The following is a 16978-nucleotide window of genomic DNA, read 5'->3' as shown; positions in this document are numbered from 1 at the left end:
CACGCCCGTCGCACCCTGCTCAGGGCGTCTCGGACAATCGCGCGTCAGACCTCGCGCACTGTGCCCCGGGCCAGGTCCTGCGTGTGCGCCTCCTCGACGGTGAGCGAGTTCTCGAACGTCGTGCGCAGCCTCGGGCCGACGTCCACGATCTCTTTGACGACGGCCTTGCCCTTGTCGATGAGGGCCCCGGGCCCGCCGCCCTGGATGTAGGAGTCCCGGAACGAGTGGCCCTCGCTGCCGCCTCCCCAGGGCGCGGCGGCGTGGAGCTCGACGATCCTCGCGATGAGCCCCGGGAGCGCCTTGTCCAGGTCGCCGGCCATGGCGCTCCACTGCGACAGGCCCTTGTCCACCGCGGACTTGTTGATGGCGAGGCCGTCGTAGGTGTTGGTCATAGCCTTCCGCCCATCTGGTCGGCGAGTTGGGTCATCACGGTTTCGAGGTCGCCGTCGAGGTGGGCCTTCATCTGGTCGGCCGGGATCAGCGGCTCGAAGACCTCGATGATCTGCTCCTGTACCCGGGCCGCCGCCCGATGGACGGTCTCGGTGATCGCGTCGGCCAGGCCGCGGGCGTCCGGGCGCCGGTAGATGCGGGGATCGATGTCGAGGCGGATCAGCTCACCGCGCGAGCCGACCGTGACGGACACCAGGCCGTCGCGGGACTTCTCGGACACCTGGATGTTCCTGGCCTTGGCGTGCAGCTCGGCGCCCTCGTCCTGGAGTCGCAGGAAGGTCGTGCGCAGCTGCTCCGTGTAGGCCCGCAGACCGGCGGCGTGCGTCTCGGCGTCGGACTCCATGGCACCCCCAGAGCCAGGTCACATGTATGTCTGTGGCATCACACACGTTTCTCGCTAGTTTCCGACAAGTGAACATCATTCGACAAGACTGCGGCTGAAATCGTTGATCTTCAGCAAAAGTTCACAAGTCCAGCGAGACCTTGCGTTCCCGGAGCTCGCCGACCTCGGCGCGCGGGACCCACGCGCGGTAGACGCCACGCTCGATCCGCTCCAGGCCGAGCGCCACCGCCTCGGGCGCCGAGCCGCCGAGATACTCCAGCAGCAGTTCGCCCTCGCGTTCGGCGTGCACGTGGAACTCGGTGTCACGCCACCGGCAGACCGTCGTCACGAAATGCACGGACTCGCACTCCGCGGCCGGAACGGTACGGACGTGGCACCCGGGCTCGACCTCCTCGAAACCCTCGGCCGGCTCGTCACGGCGCAGCCGTACCCACGTCTCCAGGGCCGACGAGTCGGGGCTGCACGGGTAGTCGGCGCCCCGCCAGCGCGCGCGGTAGGAGTGCCAGGTCATGGCATTTCCTCCCGGACCGCGACCAGCAGCCAGCGCCGCAGGTCACCGTGATAGTAGGCGCGTCGATGCTCGGTCCCCTCCGCGGTCAGCTCCCAGATCTCGGCGCCGTGGGTCAGCCCGACGCCGTACACCTTGTACTCGCGGATGACCTGGTCGACGTTGGGCGCCAGGCCGAGCCCGACGAACGGCGGCTCCTCCACGACCCAGCCGGCCACCGCGTCCCGCCCCTCCTCGTTCACCCCGCCGTACGGCGTGCGGTACAGGCCGAGCCCGGCCGGGCGCCAGCGCAACAGGGTGAGCCCGCCACTCGCGGTGAACGCGTCGGTCTGGCCGAGCGCCTCGGCGAGTACGGCGGGCGTGGCGATGTGCGAGACGTCAAGGGCGTGGTGGCAGTAGCCGGAGATCCGCGGCTCCCGGCCGGACAGCAGTTCGGGGATCTCGGCCGGGCGCAGCAGCTTCTGCATCACGGGAACGCCGGCCTCGGGCGCGAGCGCGAGATCCTGTGCCAGCGTCGGAACGGCGAGCCTGGCCACCGTCCCCGACTCCAGCAGGAACCCCACCGGCAACCCGGGATTGATCGCCAGGCCCCAGCGGGGATCGGGCCAGCCGGCGGCCAGCTCCACCATCGAGGCGATCCGGTGGTACTCGGTGACGCCCCCTGTGGCCAGCACCATCGCCTCGGCCGACGTGTAGGCCACCAGCCAGGTCCGCTCGGTGTCCGTGGCCGTCGGCCAGGCGGCCGGCTCTGTGCCCTCGGCCGCGGCCCGGCTGATCGGCAGCACGAAGTCCGCGTCCTTGAGCATGCTCAGGCACAGTGCCGTACGGCCCGCCTCGAACGCCGCCCAGAGCGCCTCCTCGAACGGGCTGGACGGCGGCACGGCCGGCCCGGAAGGCACGGAAGGCACGCCATCGCCGGAGTCGTCGGCTCGCTGCACGCTGATCACAGTAAGCCAAACCCCCTCAATCGCCCCATCTCGCGGGTTCCTCGGGCCAGCGCGTGGCCACGACCGGTGTCAGATCCGGTCCCAGGCCCGGTCGACCGGAGCCACGACCGGATCTGACAAGGTGGACGGATGACGGTCCGCGGGGTGCTTTTCGACATCGACGACACGCTGTTCGACTACTCCACCTCGGAGCGGGTCGGCATACTCAAGCACCTGGCGGCCGAGGGGCTGCTTGAGCTGTTCCCCTCCCCCGCCGACGCGGCGGCGATCTGGCGGGAGATCATGGAGGAGGAGTATGCCCGGTTCCTCGCCGGCGAGCTGACGTTCGCCGGACACCAGCTCGCCCGGACCCGGCGCTTCCTCGCGCACATCGGGCGACTCCCGGCCGACGGCATCTCCGACCAGGCGGCATCGGCCTGGTTCGAGGGATACACGAAGTTCCGGACCGCCGCCTGGGCCGCCTTCCCCGACGCGGCCCCCGCGCTCGCCTCGCTCGCGGAGCGGTACCGGCTCGGTGTGATCTCCAACTCCTCACTGGCCCACCAGCGTGACAAGCTGCGCGCGATCGGGCTGCTCGACCACTTCGGCGACGCGATCCTCTGCTCCGACGATCACGGAGCGCCCAAGCCGGACCCCGGCATCTTCCTGGCCGGGTGCGCGCTCCTCGGCCTGCCGCCGCAGCAGGTCGCGTACATCGGCGACAAGTACGACATCGACGCGTGCGGCGCCAGGGACGCGGGCCTGCGCGCCTACTGGCTCGACAGGGCCGTCACCGGAGCCGTGCCCGGCGGCGAGATCGCGGATCGCGTCACGGTGATCGGATCGCTCGACGAGCTGGTGACCATCCTGACCACCATCTGAGCGCGGACGGATCACGCCCGGGTGGGCCGCCGGAAGCCGGTGTCCTGCATGGACAGCCGGTGGGCCGGGGCGCGTCCGGGCGGCTGCGTGGGCGGCTCTCCGGGGGAGATCGGAGGGATCCGGTGACTGACCGGCGCGGCCGTGGAGACGGTGTCCGGCCGCCCGTGATGGACGATCGTGAGCGGTTCACCGGCGAGCAGGGTGTAGGTGGCGGTGTCCCGGTTCACCTTCACCGTCAGCCGCCGCCCCAGCAGGGACACGGTGAAGGAGAGCTCGGTGAGCCCCGACGGAAGCCGGGGCGCGAAGCACATGGTGCCATCGTGGTGGCGCATGCCCGCGAGCCCTTCGACCAGGGCGATCCAACTCCCGACCAGGGACGCGATGTGCAGCCCGTCGCGGGTGTTGTGCTCGACGTCCTCGAGGTCCATCAGCGCCGCCTCGGCGAGATAGTCGTAGGCGAGGTCCATGTGGCCGACCTCCGCCGCGATCACCGCCTGGGTGCAGGCCGACAACGACGAGTCCCGTACGGTGATCCGCTCGTAGTAGGCGAAGTTACGGGCCTTCTGCTCGGGCGTGAACGCGTCGCCCCTGCGGTGCATGGCCAGGACGAGATCGGCCTGCTTGACGACCTGCTTGCGGTACAGGTCGAAGTACGGGAAGTGCAGCAGCAGAGGGTACTGGTCGGGCTTGGTCGCGGCGAAGTCCCACACCTGGTGGTTGGTGAAGTCGTCGGCCTGCGGGTGGATCCCGAGCGTCTCGTCATAGGGCACGTACATCGCCTGGGCCGCGTCCCGCCAGCCCGCCGCCTCCTCCTCGTCGACGTGCAGTTTCCTGGCTTCCTCGGGGTGGCGCTTGCACGACTCGGCCGCCGCGAGCAGGTTCCGCTGGGCCATCAGGTTCGTGTAGACGTTGTTGTCGGCGACGGCGCTGTACTCGTCGGGGCCGGTGACCCCGGCGATGCGGAAGGCGCCGTCGGCGTCGTGGTGTCCCAGGGAGCGCCACAACCGTGCGGTCTGGACGAGGAGCTCCAGGCCGACCGAGGTCTCGAACGCCTCGTCCCGGGTGATGTCGAGATAGCGGTTGACGGCGTCGGCGATGGCGGCGTTGACGTGGAAGGCCGCGGTCCCGGCGGGCCAGTATCCGGAGCATTCCTCCCCGTGGATGGTCCGCCAGGGGAAGGTGGCCCCTTTCATCCCGAGCTGCCGGGCGCGAGCCTCGGCCATCGGCAGGGTGCTGTGCCGCCAGCTCAGCATGTGGGCGACGGCCTCGGGGAGGAGATAGGTGAGCACCGGCAGCACGAACGCCTCGCTGTCCCAGAAGCAGTGCCCGTCGTAGCCGCTGCCGGTCAGCCCCTTGGCCGGGATGCCCCTCCCTTCGCCGCGCGCGGTGGCCTGGAGCATGTGGAACAGCCCGAACCGCACCGCCTGCTGGATCTCGGCATCCCCTTCCACCCGGACGTCGGCACGGGCCCAGAAGTCGTCCAGGTAGCTCCGCTGCTCGGCGACCAGCCCGTCCCAGCCGGTCTGGCGCGCGCCGGCGAGCGCGGCGTCGGCCTGGTCACGGACCGCGGGGCGCGACCGCGCGCCCGACCAGCCGTACGAGACGAACTTGACCAGCCGCAACGGATTCCCGGGCGAGATCGAGGCCGTCACCGTCACCCGGCCGAGGTCGGGAGAGCTCTCCGCGACGACGCCGGTGCCGGGCGGCCCGTCGATGACATGGTCCATCGACACCGCGACGCACAGGCCGCTCTGACGGGTGCGGTGCACCAGCACCGAGCGGGCGTCCCAGGCCGCGTTCTCGCAGGCGACCAGCGGCGCCTCCAGCGCGGTGGCGACCCTCGGATCGCCCGCCACGCGCGGAAGCTGCTCGTTGGCGACGAGCTCGGACTGCACCACCACCCGCAGCTCCTCGTCCACGGGCTCCACCTCGTACCAGACCGCCGCGATCGCCCGCTGGACCAGCGACACCAGCCGGATCGAGGACACCCGCACCGTGCACCCGTCCGGAGACTCCCATTCGGCGGTACGGCGCAGCACACCGGCCCGGAAGTCCAGCGACTGCTCGTGCGCGCGCAGCCGTCCGTAACGCACGTCGAACGGCTCGTCGTTGACGAGCAGCCGGATCACCTTGCCGTTCGTGACGTTGATGACCGTCTGCCCCGACTCGGGGTAGCCGTAGCCGGCCTCGGCGTACGGCAGCGGCCGCAGCTCGTAGACACCGGACAGATAGCTGCCGGGCAGGCCGTGCGGTTCCCCCTCGTCGAGGTTGCCGCGCCAGCCGATGTGCCCGTTGGACAGCGCGAACAGCGACTCGGACTGGGCGAGCACGTCCAGGTCCAGCCCGGACACCCGCAGGCACCAGGGCTCGCAGGCGAACGCCGGATGCTTGATCATGATCGGTCCATCAGCTCGGAGAGGTCGGACACCACCACGTCGGCGCCGTGCTCGCGCAGCGCGTCGGCCTGCCCGGCCCGGTCCACCCCGACCACGAAGGCGAACCGCCCGGCCCGCCCGGCCTCGACCCCCGCCAGCGCGTCCTCGAAGACGGCCGCCTCGTCCGGCGCCACTCCGAGCGCCCGCGCGGCCGCCAGGTACGTGTCCGGCGCCGGTTTGCCCGCCAGGTGGTCGCGGATCACGGTGCGACCGTCGACGCGTTCCTCGAAGAGGTCCTCGATCCCGGCCCCGGCGAGCATCTCGCGGCAGTTGGCGCTCGACGACACCACCGCCCGGTGCAGCCCGGCGTCCCGCACCGCGCGGACGTAGCGGACCGATCCCTCATACACGTCCACGCCGTCCTTCTTGACCCGGCTCAGCACCAGCTGGTTCTTGCGGTTGCCCAGGCCGTTCACGGTCTCGGCGTCCGGCGGGTCGTCGGGGGTTCCGTCGGGCAGGTGGATGCCGCGCGAGGCCAGGAACGCCCGGGTGCCGTCGGCCCTGGTCTTGCCGTCCACGTAGGTGTCGTAGTCGGCGACCCGGTCGAAGGGGACCATGGGCTCGCCGGTCCGCTCGGCCCGCGCGCGCAGGAACGCGTCGAACATCTCCTTCCACGCGGCGGCGTGCAGCCCTGCCGTACGGGTCAGGACGCCGTCCAGATCGAACAGGCAGGCCCGCACCCGGTCCGGCAGGCCCAGCGTCTTCGCGGCAGACAGCTCCATCCTTGGGTGACCTCCTCGACCGGCCCGAACTCGACCGTCCGGAACTCGGCTCATCCGGAACCCGGTTTTCCTCCCCCCTACCCGCAAAGAGGCCGATCATCGGACTCACCGCCACGGCCTATGGCGAAGGGTCCGGCTCCGTCCCCCGGGGCAGCCGGACGCTGACGATCAGGCCGCCTTCCGGGCGGGGCCGGGCGGTGACCGTACCGCAGTGGGCGTCCACGATGGCGCGGACGATGGACAGGCCGAGCCCGGCGCCGCGCGCCGAGCGGATCCGTTCCCCGTGCAACCGGCGGAACGGCTCGAACAGGTCGTCCACGTCGTACGGCGGCACCTGGGGCCCGGTGTTCTCCACCGTGACGACCACCCCGTCACCGTCGTCGCCACGGTGGTCGCCACGGTGGTCGCCACGGTGGTCGCGATCGTCGCGGACCGTGAGCCAGACCTCGCCGTCCCTGACGTTGTACTTGACGGCGTTCTCCAGCAGGTTGAACAGGCAGCGTTCCAGGAAGAGCGGGTCCCCCTGGACGACCGCCGGGCGCAGGTCCTGATGCACGGTGACCGCTCTCTTCCGCGGCGCGAGGTCGAGCTCGTCCAGCACGGTGTGAGCGATATAGCGGAGATCGACCGGTTTGCGCACGGTGAGTTCCTGCTCCGACTGGGCGAGCAGCAACAGGCCGTCGATCAGCCGCTCGTACCGGGCGTTCGTGCCGAGCAGCGCGCGGGCCAGCGCCTTGAGGTCCTCTGAGGCGGCGGGCTCCTCCAGCGACACCTCCAGGACCGTACGGTTGATCGCCAGCGGGGTGCGCAGCTCGTGCGAGGCGTTCGCGATGAACCGGCGCTGGGCGTCGAACACCCGGTGCAGCCGGTCGAGCATCCCGTCGAAGGTGTCCGCCAGCCGCTTGACCTCGTCCTGCGGGCCGCGCAGCGCGATCCGCTCGTGCAGCGTGCTCTCCGAGAGCCGCCTCGCGGTCTCGGTCACGCGGTCGAGGGGCCGCAGCGCTCGGTCGGCCACCAGATAGCCGAGCACCAGCGCGACGATCCCGATCAGGATCATGATGAGGAGCGAGGACCGCAACATCTCGGACAGCACGCCCGCCGCCCGCTGCTCCACCTCCGTCTTCACCGTGCTCGTGAAGATCTGACCGCTGATCTTCGTCGGCCCCATATCGGGCAGCGCGGGAGTGATGTCCGCTTTCGCGAGCCGCATGACGAACTGCTGGTCCAGCGCCCTGGCGGTCAGCAGGTAGGTGGACCAGAGCAGCGCCGAGCCCGCGACGAAGAACAGCCCGCCGTACAGCAGGGTGAGCCGCATGCGCAGCCCCAGCCTGTTCCAGGGGAACGCCGCGGCGAGGACGCGTCGCGGCCGCGAGGTGCCGGACGCGCTCACAACCGGTACCCCTTGCCGGGCACGTTCTCGATCAGCGGTGGCGTGCCGAGTTTCCTGCGCAGCGAGGTCAGCGTCACGCGCAGCACGCCCGTCCCGGTGTCGGCGTACTCGTCCCAGACGGACCTGCGCAGCTCGGCCGAGGAGACCAGGTTCCCGCCCGCGCGTAACAGCGCGAGCAGCACGTCGAACTCCTTGCGGTTCAGCGTGACCTCCCGCCCGTCCCTGGTGACCGTACGGCGTGCGGGATCGAGCCGTACGCCGGCCCGTTCGAGCGCGGGCGGCGCCGCCCGGGGCGAGCGGCGGGCCAGCGTCCGCACCCGGGCCACCAACTCAGCGAAAACGAACGGCTTGACCAGGTAGTCGTCGGCGCCGATGGACAGCCCGTCCACCCGGTCGCGTACCTGCCCGGCCGCGGTCAGCATGAGGATCCGGCTCGCCCCGCTCGCCGCCGTCAGCTCCCGGCAGACGTCGTCCCCGTGCACCTCCGGGAGGTCACGATCGAGGACGATGACGTCGTAGTCGATGTACGCGGCCAGTTCCAGCGCCTCCTGACCGTCGTACGCGACGTCCACGGCGAGCGCGTGCAGCCGCAGCCCACGCGCGACGGCGTCGGCCAGTTGTTCCTCGTCCTCGACGACGAGCACGCGCATCCGCACCTCCCGGGACTCGCCTGAAGCGGCACACCGAGACTGACCGACCACGTGTTAGCCGCGGGTAAGGCGAGCCACCCCCAGATCCGCGCCCGTCCAACGCCTGTCCGGGCTTATCCGCGTTTAGCACCGGTCCCGCTGAAGTTGGGCCGCGCCCCGGGCGAAGGCCCCGCGGCACGAAGGAGTGAACCATGAACATCCGGCTACTCGCGGTCACCGCCCCGCTGGCGCTGGCGCTGGCCGCCTGCGGCACCGCCTCGAAAGGAGACGGCATCGCCAGCGCCGGCGGCGCCTCGGCCGATCCCACCGCGTCCGCGTCCGCGTCGGCGTCACTCGACCCGCACGATGCCCAGCTGAAGTTCGCGCAGTGCATGCGGGAGCACGGCATCGACATGCCCGACCCGGGCACGGACGGCAGGATCCGCGTCCAGATTCCCAAGGGCATGGACAAGGGCAAGGCGGACTCGGCGATGAAGGAGTGCCAGCCCATCATGGAGAAGGCCGTCGGCGACAAGGTGAGAGCGGACGATCCGGAGATGCGTGACCGGATGCTGAAGCTCGCCCAGTGCATGCGGGAGCACGGCATCGACATGCCCGACCCGACCGACGGCCGGGTCCAGATGAAGATCCCCGAGGGAGGAGAGCAGAAGCTCAAGGCGGCGGAGGAGGCGTGCAAGGAGTTCGCGCCGAAGTTCAAGGAGAAGCCGTGAGAAAGCTCCTCGCCGCCACCGCCGGCCTCCTCGCGATCGCCGCCGCCTGGACGGTGGTGTCCCTGCTCGACGGCGGCGGCACGGAGGCGGCGGCGCCGGCCACACCTCCCACGACCGCCACGGCGGCGATCACCCGGCAGGACCTGGTGGACACCAAGACCGTCGACGGCGCGCTCACCTACGCGGGCGAGCGCCAACTCAGCACGGACGCGTCCGGCACGGTGACGTGGGTGGCCGCCGAGGGCGCGGTGATCCGCCGCGGCCGCTCGCTGCTCAAGGTCGACCGCAAACCGGTCGTGCTCATGTACGGCACGCTGCCGCTCTACCGCCCGCTGCAGCAGGGCGTCTCTGACGGCCCGGACGTCGAGCAACTGGAGCGCAACCTCAAGGCCCTCGGCTACGGGGACGACCTGACGGTGGACGACCACTTCAGCTACGCGACGTACCTGGCCGTCAAGGCGTGGCAGGACGACCGCGGGCTGCCGGAGACCGGCCGGGTGGACGCCGCGCAGGTGGTGTTTCTGCCCTCGGCGGTCCGGGTGACCGACGCCAAGACCGAGGTGGGCGCGAAGACCGGCCCCGGCCGGTCGGTCCTCACGGTCAGCGGCCTGCGGCGGCTGGTGCACGTCGATCTGGACACCGGTGACCAGACGCTGGCCAGGAAGGGGGCCAAGGTCACCGTGGAGCTGCCCGGCGGCGAGCAGATCAGCGGAAAGATCACCTCGGTCGGCACGGTGGCCAGGTCCAGCGGATCCGGCCAGGGGGAGGGCGACGGGACCACGACCGTCGACGTCGACATCACCCTGGACAAAACCCCCAAGACCAGGCTGGACCAGGCGCCGGTCGAGGTCGAGCTGGTGAGCGAGCGGCACAAGAACGTGCTGGCCGTACCCGTGGAGGCGCTGCTCGCGCTGCGCGAGGGCGGCTTCGGCGTCGAGGTCGTCGAGAACGGCGCCACCCGCCTCGTGGCGGTCGAGACCGGCGCGTTCGGCGGCGGCATGGTGGAGATCACCGGCACCGGCCTGGCCGAGGGCATGCGGGTGGGGGTGCCCGCGTCATGACCGAGCCGTACGTCGTGGAACTGCGTGACGTGACCAAGGTCTACGCCGGGAACGTGCAGGCGTTGCGCGGGGTGGACCTGGCGGTCGGGGGTGGCGAGCTGCTGGCCATCGTCGGCCCCTCCGGGTCGGGCAAGTCCACCATGCTCCACATGATCGGGACCCTGGACCGGCCCACCAGCGGCACCGTACGCATCGCCGGGCACGACGTCGCCGACCTGTCCGACCGCGAACTGTCCGCGCTGCGCGCGCACCACCTGGGGTTCGTCTTCCAGCGCTTCCACCTGGCTCCCGGCATGACCGCGCTGGACAACGTGGCCGACGGCCTCCTCTACACCGGGATCCCGCTGCGGGCCCGGCGCGAGCGGGCCGCCGCCGCCCTGGAACGGGTACACCTCGGCCACCGGCTCGGGCACCGGCCGGAGCAGCTGTCGGGCGGCGAGCAGCAGCGGGTGGCGGTGGCCCGCGCGGTCGCCGGCGACCCGCCGCTGCTGCTCGCCGACGAGCCCACCGGCAACCTGGACTCGGCCGCCGGCGCAGAGGTGCTGCGGGTCCTGCGCGACCTGCACGCCGCCGGGACGACGATCGCGGTCATCACGCACGACATGGAGATCGCCGGATGGTGCCCGCGCCAGGTCCGGGTCCGCGACGGCCGGATCGTCGCCGACGAAGGTTCCGGTCGCCGGGCCCCCGCGGAGATCACGATCGGAGCCCGCGAATGACCCGCCGGCCGGTGCCCGCCCGGCTCAGCCCCTCCGACGTGCTGCGGGTCGGCGCGGCCGGATTGCGCACCCGCCCGACCCGGGTGATCCTGTCCGCGCTCGGGATCGCCATCGGCATCGCCACGATGATCGCGGTGATCGGCATCTCCTCGTCCTCGCGGGAGGAACTGCTCCGCCAACTCGACCGGCTCGGCACCAACATGCTCACCGTCTCGGCCGGCCAGACCCTCTTCGGGGAGGAAGCCAAGCTGCCCGTCGACGCGGCCGCCATGGTCAGCCGCGTCGGCCCGGTCCGCACCGCCGCCGCCACCGGCTCCGTCGAGGCGACCGTACGGCGTACCGACCAAATCCCCGAAGCGGTGACCGGCGGCATCTCCGTCCAGGCCGCGACCGTCGACCTGCTCACCACACTGGAAGGACGCGTCGCCAAGGGAACCTGGTTGAACGCCGCCACCGAACAGCGGCCCGCCGTCGTCCTCGGTTCCAAGGCCGCCGAACGGCTCGGCATCACCAGGACCGGCGTCCAGGTGTGGATGGGCGACCGATGGTTCACCGTCATCGGAATCCTGGGCCCGATGCCGCTCGCCCCCGAGATCGAACGGTCGGCACTCATCGGATTCCCCGCCGCCGAGAAACACCTGGGCTTCGACGGTCACCCCACGACGATCTACGAACGATCGGCCGAGGAGTCCGTGGAAGCCGTCCGTGCCGTGCTCCCCCGTACGGTGAACCCGGAGAACCCGGAGGAGGTCAACGTCAGCAGGCCGTCCGACGCCCTGGCCGCGCGCGCCGCCGCGGCGGGCGCCTTCACCAACCTGCTGCTCGGGCTCGGCGGCGTCGCCCTGCTGGTCGGCGGCGTCGGCGTGGCCAACACGATGGTGATCTCGGTGCTGGAACGCCGCAAGGAGATCGGCCTGCGCCGCTCCCTCGGCGCCACCAGAGGGCAGGTACGCGTCCAGTTCCTGGCGGAGTCCCTGCTGCTGTCGGCGCTGGGCGGCATCGCGGGGTCGGTGCTCGGCGCCCTGGCCACGATCGGGTACGCGCTGTCCCGGGACTGGCCACCGGTCGTGCCGCCATGGGCGATCGGCGGGGCGATCGGCGCCACACTCCTCGTCGGCACCGTCGCCGGCCTCTATCCCGCGATGCGCGCCGCCCGCCTGTCCCCGACCGTCGCGCTGGCCACCACCTGACGGTCACGCGTCAGCGCCCGGCCCCGCTGGACCCGGGGGCGAGTTCACCACAGATCGCCGAAGCCCGGTCCCAGCGAGGCACGGACCGGGTCGGACAGATCGTCCCGGTACCAGAACAGGGCCGTGTCGAGCGTGTCCGGCACGCCCACGCCGTCGGACGTCGGGTCCGGTCCCGGCGCGGACGTGCCGGACTGCCGCATGGCGTCGGTGTCCGCCGGCCGCGGATCGCCCTTTCCGGCTTCGGCCGGGAGAACCACCGTGACGTTCTGCGTTATCGTGCACACCTTGGCATCACGGCACAGGGCGTTCTGGACGCTGGTGGCTCCGCCGATATCACTGGTCGACGTGTGCTGGAAGCCGCGATTCTTCGTCGGGCTCCTCACCGCGGAGATGTTCTTGTTACGGCTGCCGTTTCCGGTGTTGTTCTCGTCCCCGCCACCGCCATCGCGCCCGGAGCTCCGGTCAGCCGGGGAACGCTCCGCTTTCGCATACGCGGGAAGCGGCGCGATGCCGGCGATGAATGCCGTCGAAACGGAAGCGCCGACGAGAAAGAGAACGGCAAGGCTCTTCTTTCCGCTGAGCGTCCGGCCGGCCTGCTGACAAATCATCGATGTCGCCCTCTGCTGAATTCCGGACGAGTTCGGGCCGTCTTCGGGGCCGGAACCGTTTCGCCAGCGTACTGAAAAGGGCGTACCCCGATCCGGGCGCAGATGACGAGGAGGACGGTTATTACCGCATCATTACCGTGCGCTCCGGCGGACGATGAGCGTCTTCATCGCCTGTGGAACGCCTTGATCCTCTGGAAGATCTTGCAGCCGCGGCCCCGCTTCCTGCAGAGGGCCGACTGTGTGTTGTTGCTCTCGCCGGTGTTCGACACCTGCTGCACTCCGCGCTGGATGGTGGGGCTGTTGATCGAGACCGAAATGTTCTTGTTGCACTTGCCGTTGCCGGTGCGCACGACGATGGGACCACGGTCGCCGGCGGTCGTCGTCACCCAGGCGGCGGGACGGATCGCCGTCGCGTTCGCCCCCTCGTGCGGCCACGCGACGGCCCCGAACATCGCGACCGCCGTCACGGCCAATGCCGGTGCCCATATCCTGCGCCCCGAAATGGCGTGCGTTTCTCCCACGCGGCGGCGGATCATCTCGTCGCACACCTGCCCTTCAGTCATCGGCACGACGGAGACGTTCTTCTCCGGAATAGGCGACGTCAGCCTGTGTACCCCGGGGCCGAGCACCGACCACGCGTGCGATGACCTTAAAACTGGGATGATTACCGTCTCTTGCCAAAACGTCGAGATACGGCCCGACACCGAATAACGAAATATCGCGAAATTTCGGCTATCCGGCGGTCGGCACGTCAGTGGCCGTACCCGGCCTTCCTGGCCTGGACGATGGCCTGGGCCCGGTCGGCGACCCGCATCTTGGCGAAGACGTTCGACACGTTGTTGCGCACCGTCTTCGGCGACAGATGCAGGCGCTCGGCGATCATCCCGTTGGACAGCCCGGCGGCGATGAGGTCGAGCACCTCCCGCTCACGCACCGTGAGCTCGGGAAACGCCTCCTCCCGGGACGGCTGGGAGGAGGCGAGCCTGGCGAAGTAGCGGGTGACCCGCCCGGCCAGCGCGGGACCGAAGATCACCTCTCCGCTCGCGACCGCCGTGATGGCGCGCATGATCTCCGTCTGGTCGGCGCCTTTCAGGAGGTATCCGCGGGCTCCCGCCAGCATGGCGGCGAAGACGCTCTCGTCGTCCTCGTGCATCGTGAGGACGAGCACGCCGGTCTCCGGGCACGCGGCCACGATCCGCTCGGTGGCCTGCACGCCGTCCAGTCGGGGCATCCGCAGGTCCATCACGACGACACGCGGGCGCAGCTCGACGGCAAGGGCGACCGCCTCGTCCCCGTCGGCGGCGGTGCCGACCACGTCGACGTCACCGGTGGAGGCCAGCATCATCCGCAGGCCCTCGCGGTACACGGGGTGGTCGTCGGCGAGCAGCACCCGAGGCGTCACAGCGACGCTCCCGTCCGCGCCGGGAGCACCGCGTGAACCCGGGTCCCGCCCCCCTCCGGGGTGCTGACCGCGCACCGGCCGCCGAGTTCCTCGGCGCGCTCCCGCATGCCGACCAGGCCCACCCCCACCAGGGCGCCCGGCCGGATCCCCCGCCCGTCGTCGACCACCTCGACCTCCAGTTCGTCGCCGCTCGCGGTCAGGCGCACCTCGCAGGTCACGGCGCCCGCGTGCCTGGCGACGTTGACCAGAGCTTCGCAGACGATCCGGTAGGCCGCCACCTCGGCCGCGGCGGGCAACCCGTCCATGTCCCCCAGCGCCTCGACCCGTACGGCGAGCCCTCCGGCGCGGAACCTGGCCCCCTCCTGCCGCAGCGCCTCGGCCAGGCCGAACTGGTCGAGGGCCGGTGGGCGCAGGTCGTGCACGAGGCGCCGCACGTCTCCGATCACCGTCGCCAGGTCCCGCCGCACCTGGTCCAGCGCGTCCCGGGCCGCGCCGACATCGCGTACGGCCAGGTTGCGCGCGGCCTCGACCTTCAGCGCCGCGGCGGCGAGCGTCGGGCCCAGCCCGTCGTGGAGATCCCTGCGCAGCCTGCGGCGTTCCTCGGCCACACCGGTGACCAGGCGCTCGCGGCTGTGCTGCAGCTCCTCCGTCAGCGCGGTCGCCCGTACGGCCGCGGCGGCCTGCCGTACGACGTCGGCGAGGAGCCGCTGGTCGGCCTCGGCCAGGGGCGCCCCCCTGCGCGGGGCCAGCGCGAGCCGCCCGATCGGGACCTCCCGGTAGGCGAACGGCAGGACGAGCATGCCGTCGCGGGGCGTCCCGTGCTCGACCACGACGGTCTGGCCGTCCGCCCGGTCCAGCTCGACCCGGACGTACGGCGAGCGGAACGACGCCGACACCGCCCTGGCCACCTCGAGCAGCAGCTCGTCGGGGCCCACGGAGTCCTCCAGCCGCCGGGCGAGCACGGAGACCACGTCGTACGGCTCGCTCCCCCCGGCGAGTACGCGGTTCACCCACCGGCGCGCGCGGGTGCGCAGCGGCGCGTAGACGACCGCCACCACGGCCGCCGCGAGTACGGCCGCGACCGGCTCGTCGATGAGCGCACCGAGCCCCACGAAGACCGGGACGTCGATCACCACCACCGCGACCGCGAGACCGCCGTACAGGAGGGTCCAGTTGAGCACCGGGTCGATGTCGTACAGCCGGTACCGGCCGACCGCCACCAGGACGGCCGCCGCGATCGCGACCATGGAGACGACGAACGCGAGATCCTGCGGCAGGCCCCTGACCAGCATGGGTATCAGGGTGAGGACCCCGTTCAACAGCGCGGCGAGCAACATCCAGCGGAGCTGCGCGCGGCGCACGCCCGAGGACCCTCTGAACCGCCACGCGAACGCCGCGACCGGTACGAGGAGGCTCGGCACGAGCAGGACGGGCGCGACGGCCATGGCCGCCCGCCAGATGTCGTCCGGGATCGGGGGGAGCGGGAGGTCGATCCCCGGCCACGTCCTCGCCGTGGACTCGATCCGCCAGGGGAGCGTGAGGAAGACGAGGATCGCCAGACCGATGGAGCCGAGGGAGAGCGACGCGGCCCATCTCCAGCGCGGCGACGGCAGGCGGCCGTCGGGGAAGAACAGCAGCACGAGCGGCGGGACGAGGTTCAGCAGCGGGCCCAGCCGCGCCGCGGCGTACACGGCCACCGGGGTCAGCGGCAGCGTCCCTCCGTGCCCGGTCAGGGACAACACCGCGTAGGCGGCGGCGAGACCGTTGGCGCAGGCCACGGCGCCTCCGCCGATCAGGAGCCAGGTCATGAGATGGCGGGGCAGCCGGAGGGCGAGCACGCCGCCGGCGGCCGCGAGGGCTACGCCGGGGACCGTGGAGGACCAGACGGCCCAGTCGAACGGCTCGGGTCGCGGTCCGGGACCGGCCGCCATGTCGGCCCACGTGGCGAGCGCGGCGGCGACGACGGACAGCGCCGCGACCACGATCGCGGCCGACGCGGTACGGCGGGGCGCTCGGGAGATCTCGTGGTGGATCGCCGGGGGAAGCGCGCGGGGAAGGCCGGACACGACACTCAGCGTGCCACGCGGCCCGCCGCGCCGTCACGGGAGCGGTGTCCCCGTCGATCCGGGACACGGGTCCCTGACCGGGGCGGGCCGGCCGGGACGCGGCGCGTGGCACTGCTCACTGGCCGCCCGGGACAGGTCGCGGGGACGGTGGGAACCCCAGCGATCGAGGAGGACGACCATGGCCGTGCACATCCAGCCCAGCAACGTCAACCCGGAGGACAGCTCCAGCCGCCCCTCGGCGGCGGCGCCCACGATCTCCCCGGGGCGGGTTCGCCTCGCCGGGGTGCTGCTCGCCGTGGGCGCGGCCGCCTGGGCCGCCGGCACCGTCATCGTCGGAGACAAGATCCAGGAGGGCATCCAGACGCTCGACAGCGTCACCGGCATGCTGTTCGTCGTGGGAGTCTTCGCCCTGGTCGAGGTGGTGCTGCGGACCCGGGGGACGGGCGACCGCTGGGGCCGGGTGATCCCGGCCGGCCTGCTCGTGCTGCTGCCCGTCGCGTTCCTCGTGAACGCGTTGTCCTTCGGGTACGCCACCTACGACGACTTCCCGCCCGCGCTGCTGATCCTCGACGCCAGCTGGCCGCTCAGCCAGATCGGCATGCTCGTCCTGGGCGTCGCGGTCGCGGTGACCCGGCGCTACCAGGGGGCGCTGCGCTGGCTGCCGCTGCTCGCGGGGATGTGGTTCCCCGTGTCGATGGTGGCCCAGATCGTCGGCGGCTCCACGGTGTCGGTCTACGTGAGCGCGGCGTGGCTGCTGGGCACCCACAGCCACATCGGGATCCGGCTCGCGGCGTCTCCGCGGATCGTGTGACGCCCTCTCCCCGGGCTGGGTGCGGGCCCGACCGCAGGGGGACGACGCGGGTCGAGAAATGCGTGAAGTCACCACCACGGGTCGCCGTGTCGCCCGGTACGACTG

At 71.5% G+C, this 16978-nt stretch carries 18 protein-coding genes; 6 read left to right on the top strand and 12 right to left on the bottom strand.

All coding sequences use genetic code 11. From position 1 onward, the window contains the following. Nucleotides 1-44: 44 nt before the first annotated feature. The 4 genes from AB0I59_RS35135 to AB0I59_RS35120 all read right to left on the bottom strand — a co-directional run bounded on the left by AB0I59_RS35135 (nt 45) and on the right by AB0I59_RS35120 (nt 2239). Complete coding sequence (locus AB0I59_RS35135; RefSeq protein ID WP_061259831.1) at nt 45-392, bottom strand: hypothetical protein; 348 nt, start codon at nt 390-392, stop codon at nt 45-47. Continuing rightward, complete coding sequence (locus tag AB0I59_RS35130) at nt 389-793, bottom strand: YbaB/EbfC family nucleoid-associated protein (RefSeq protein WP_061259830.1); 405 nt, start codon at nt 791-793, stop codon at nt 389-391. The genes AB0I59_RS35135 and AB0I59_RS35130 overlap by 4 nt, the downstream gene beginning before the upstream one ends. Nucleotides 794-914: 121 nt before the next feature. Beyond that, nucleotides 915-1304, bottom strand: coding sequence for a UCP033725 family protein (locus tag AB0I59_RS35125; RefSeq protein ID WP_061259829.1), 390 nt, complete (start codon nt 1302-1304; stop codon nt 915-917). Continuing rightward, the gene (locus tag AB0I59_RS35120; RefSeq protein WP_358139853.1) at nt 1301-2239 is read right to left on the bottom strand and encodes an SseB family protein; all 939 of its coding nucleotides are present in this window, start codon (nt 2237-2239) and stop codon (nt 1301-1303) included. Before AB0I59_RS35120 ends, AB0I59_RS35125 begins: the two co-directional genes overlap by 4 nt. 138 nt (nt 2240-2377) lie before the next feature. On the opposite strand from AB0I59_RS35120, the gene AB0I59_RS35115 reads away from it, so the two are divergent. Then, entirely contained in the window at nt 2378-3109 is a 732-nt protein-coding gene (locus AB0I59_RS35115) for an HAD family hydrolase (protein ID WP_358139851.1), read from the top strand. A gap of 11 nt (nt 3110-3120) precedes the next feature. On the opposite strand, the gene AB0I59_RS35110 is transcribed toward AB0I59_RS35115, so the two are convergent. From AB0I59_RS35110 to AB0I59_RS35095, 4 genes are all read right to left on the bottom strand, one after another. After that, nucleotides 3121-5505: a glycoside hydrolase family 65 protein gene (locus AB0I59_RS35110; protein WP_061259827.1), complete on the bottom strand. Its 2385-nt coding sequence runs from the start codon at nt 5503-5505 to the stop codon at nt 3121-3123. Continuing rightward, the gene (locus AB0I59_RS35105; protein WP_228641060.1) at nt 5502-6266 is read right to left on the bottom strand and encodes an HAD family hydrolase; all 765 of its coding nucleotides are present in this window, start codon (nt 6264-6266) and stop codon (nt 5502-5504) included. The genes AB0I59_RS35110 and AB0I59_RS35105 overlap by 4 nt, the downstream gene beginning before the upstream one ends. 118 nt (nt 6267-6384) lie before the next feature. Further along, nucleotides 6385-7656, bottom strand: coding sequence for a sensor histidine kinase (locus AB0I59_RS35100; RefSeq protein ID WP_358139847.1), 1272 nt, complete (start codon nt 7654-7656; stop codon nt 6385-6387). Then, entirely contained in the window at nt 7653-8306 is a 654-nt protein-coding gene (locus tag AB0I59_RS35095) for a response regulator transcription factor (RefSeq protein ID WP_228641056.1), read from the bottom strand. Before AB0I59_RS35095 ends, AB0I59_RS35100 begins: the two co-directional genes overlap by 4 nt. 191 nt (nt 8307-8497) lie before the next feature. Here AB0I59_RS35095 and AB0I59_RS35090 point away from each other — a divergent pair, with 191 nt between their 5' ends. From AB0I59_RS35090 to AB0I59_RS35075, 4 genes are read left to right on the top strand one after another with little or no spacing between them, the layout of a single operon-like run. Beyond that, nucleotides 8498-9016: a hypothetical protein gene (locus tag AB0I59_RS35090; protein ID WP_358139844.1), complete on the top strand. Its 519-nt coding sequence runs from the start codon at nt 8498-8500 to the stop codon at nt 9014-9016. Continuing rightward, nucleotides 9013-10077: an efflux RND transporter periplasmic adaptor subunit gene (locus AB0I59_RS35085; protein WP_358139841.1), complete on the top strand. Its 1065-nt coding sequence runs from the start codon at nt 9013-9015 to the stop codon at nt 10075-10077. Before AB0I59_RS35090 ends, AB0I59_RS35085 begins: the two co-directional genes overlap by 4 nt. Then, nucleotides 10074-10796: an ABC transporter ATP-binding protein gene (locus tag AB0I59_RS35080; protein ID WP_358139838.1), complete on the top strand. Its 723-nt coding sequence runs from the start codon at nt 10074-10076 to the stop codon at nt 10794-10796. Before AB0I59_RS35085 ends, AB0I59_RS35080 begins: the two co-directional genes overlap by 4 nt. Continuing rightward, nucleotides 10793-11986: an ABC transporter permease gene (locus AB0I59_RS35075; RefSeq protein ID WP_358139835.1), complete on the top strand. Its 1194-nt coding sequence runs from the start codon at nt 10793-10795 to the stop codon at nt 11984-11986. Before AB0I59_RS35080 ends, AB0I59_RS35075 begins: the two co-directional genes overlap by 4 nt. A gap of 44 nt (nt 11987-12030) precedes the next feature. Here the strand turns inward: AB0I59_RS35075 and AB0I59_RS35070 are convergent, their stop codons facing one another. The 4 genes from AB0I59_RS35070 to AB0I59_RS35055 all read right to left on the bottom strand — a co-directional run bounded on the left by AB0I59_RS35070 (nt 12031) and on the right by AB0I59_RS35055 (nt 16062). Continuing rightward, complete coding sequence (locus AB0I59_RS35070) at nt 12031-12369, bottom strand: hypothetical protein (protein WP_358139832.1); 339 nt, start codon at nt 12367-12369, stop codon at nt 12031-12033. Between the two features lie 389 nt (nt 12370-12758). Continuing rightward, nucleotides 12759-13157, bottom strand: a complete 399-nt coding sequence (locus AB0I59_RS35065) for a hypothetical protein (protein ID WP_358139829.1) — start codon at nt 13155-13157, stop codon at nt 12759-12761. Nucleotides 13158-13345: 188 nt separating this feature from the next. Next, a complete protein-coding gene (locus AB0I59_RS35060; RefSeq protein ID WP_358139826.1) occupies nt 13346-13996 on the bottom strand; it encodes a response regulator transcription factor in 651 nt (216 codons plus the stop codon). After that, the gene (locus tag AB0I59_RS35055; RefSeq protein WP_358139823.1) at nt 13993-16062 is read right to left on the bottom strand and encodes a sensor histidine kinase; all 2070 of its coding nucleotides are present in this window, start codon (nt 16060-16062) and stop codon (nt 13993-13995) included. Before AB0I59_RS35055 ends, AB0I59_RS35060 begins: the two co-directional genes overlap by 4 nt. 178 nt (nt 16063-16240) lie before the next feature. On the opposite strand from AB0I59_RS35055, the gene AB0I59_RS35050 reads away from it, so the two are divergent. Beyond that, a complete protein-coding gene (locus AB0I59_RS35050; protein ID WP_358139820.1) occupies nt 16241-16873 on the top strand; it encodes a hypothetical protein in 633 nt (210 codons plus the stop codon). Nucleotides 16874-16978 lie beyond the last annotated feature (105 nt).

This window comes from Microtetraspora glauca, assembly GCF_040656155.1.
GTDB classification, from domain to species: Bacteria; Actinomycetota; Actinomycetes; order Streptosporangiales; family Streptosporangiaceae; genus Microtetraspora; species Microtetraspora glauca.
This window is presented reverse-complemented; position numbering and strand designations above follow the sequence as displayed.

What these genes read in the sequence shown, in the direction of transcription:
- AB0I59_RS35075 (WP_358139835.1), top strand. Translation starts at nt 10,793, where the DNA reads ATGACCCGCCGGCCGGTGCCCGCCCGGCTCAGCCCCTCCGACGTGCTG.
- AB0I59_RS35080 (WP_358139838.1), top strand. Translation starts at nt 10,074, where the DNA reads ATGACCGAGCCGTACGTCGTGGAACTGCGTGACGTGACCAAGGTCTAC.
- AB0I59_RS35095 (WP_228641056.1), bottom strand. Translation starts at nt 8,306, where the DNA reads ATGCGCGTGCTCGTCGTCGAGGACGAGGAACAACTGGCCGACGCCGTC.
- AB0I59_RS35125 (WP_061259829.1), bottom strand. Translation starts at nt 1,304, where the DNA reads ATGACCTGGCACTCCTACCGCGCGCGCTGGCGGGGCGCCGACTACCCG.
- AB0I59_RS35115 (WP_358139851.1), top strand. Translation starts at nt 2,378, where the DNA reads ATGACGGTCCGCGGGGTGCTTTTCGACATCGACGACACGCTGTTCGAC.
- AB0I59_RS35090 (WP_358139844.1), top strand. Translation starts at nt 8,498, where the DNA reads ATGAACATCCGGCTACTCGCGGTCACCGCCCCGCTGGCGCTGGCGCTG.
- AB0I59_RS35105 (WP_228641060.1), bottom strand. Translation starts at nt 6,266, where the DNA reads ATGGAGCTGTCTGCCGCGAAGACGCTGGGCCTGCCGGACCGGGTGCGG.
- AB0I59_RS35110 (WP_061259827.1), bottom strand. Translation starts at nt 5,505, where the DNA reads ATGATCAAGCATCCGGCGTTCGCCTGCGAGCCCTGGTGCCTGCGGGTG.
- AB0I59_RS35130 (WP_061259830.1), bottom strand. Translation starts at nt 793, where the DNA reads ATGGAGTCCGACGCCGAGACGCACGCCGCCGGTCTGCGGGCCTACACG.
- AB0I59_RS35065 (WP_358139829.1), bottom strand. Translation starts at nt 13,157, where the DNA reads ATGACTGAAGGGCAGGTGTGCGACGAGATGATCCGCCGCCGCGTGGGA.
- AB0I59_RS35050 (WP_358139820.1), top strand. Translation starts at nt 16,241, where the DNA reads ATGGCCGTGCACATCCAGCCCAGCAACGTCAACCCGGAGGACAGCTCC.
- AB0I59_RS35135 (WP_061259831.1), bottom strand. Translation starts at nt 392, where the DNA reads ATGACCAACACCTACGACGGCCTCGCCATCAACAAGTCCGCGGTGGAC.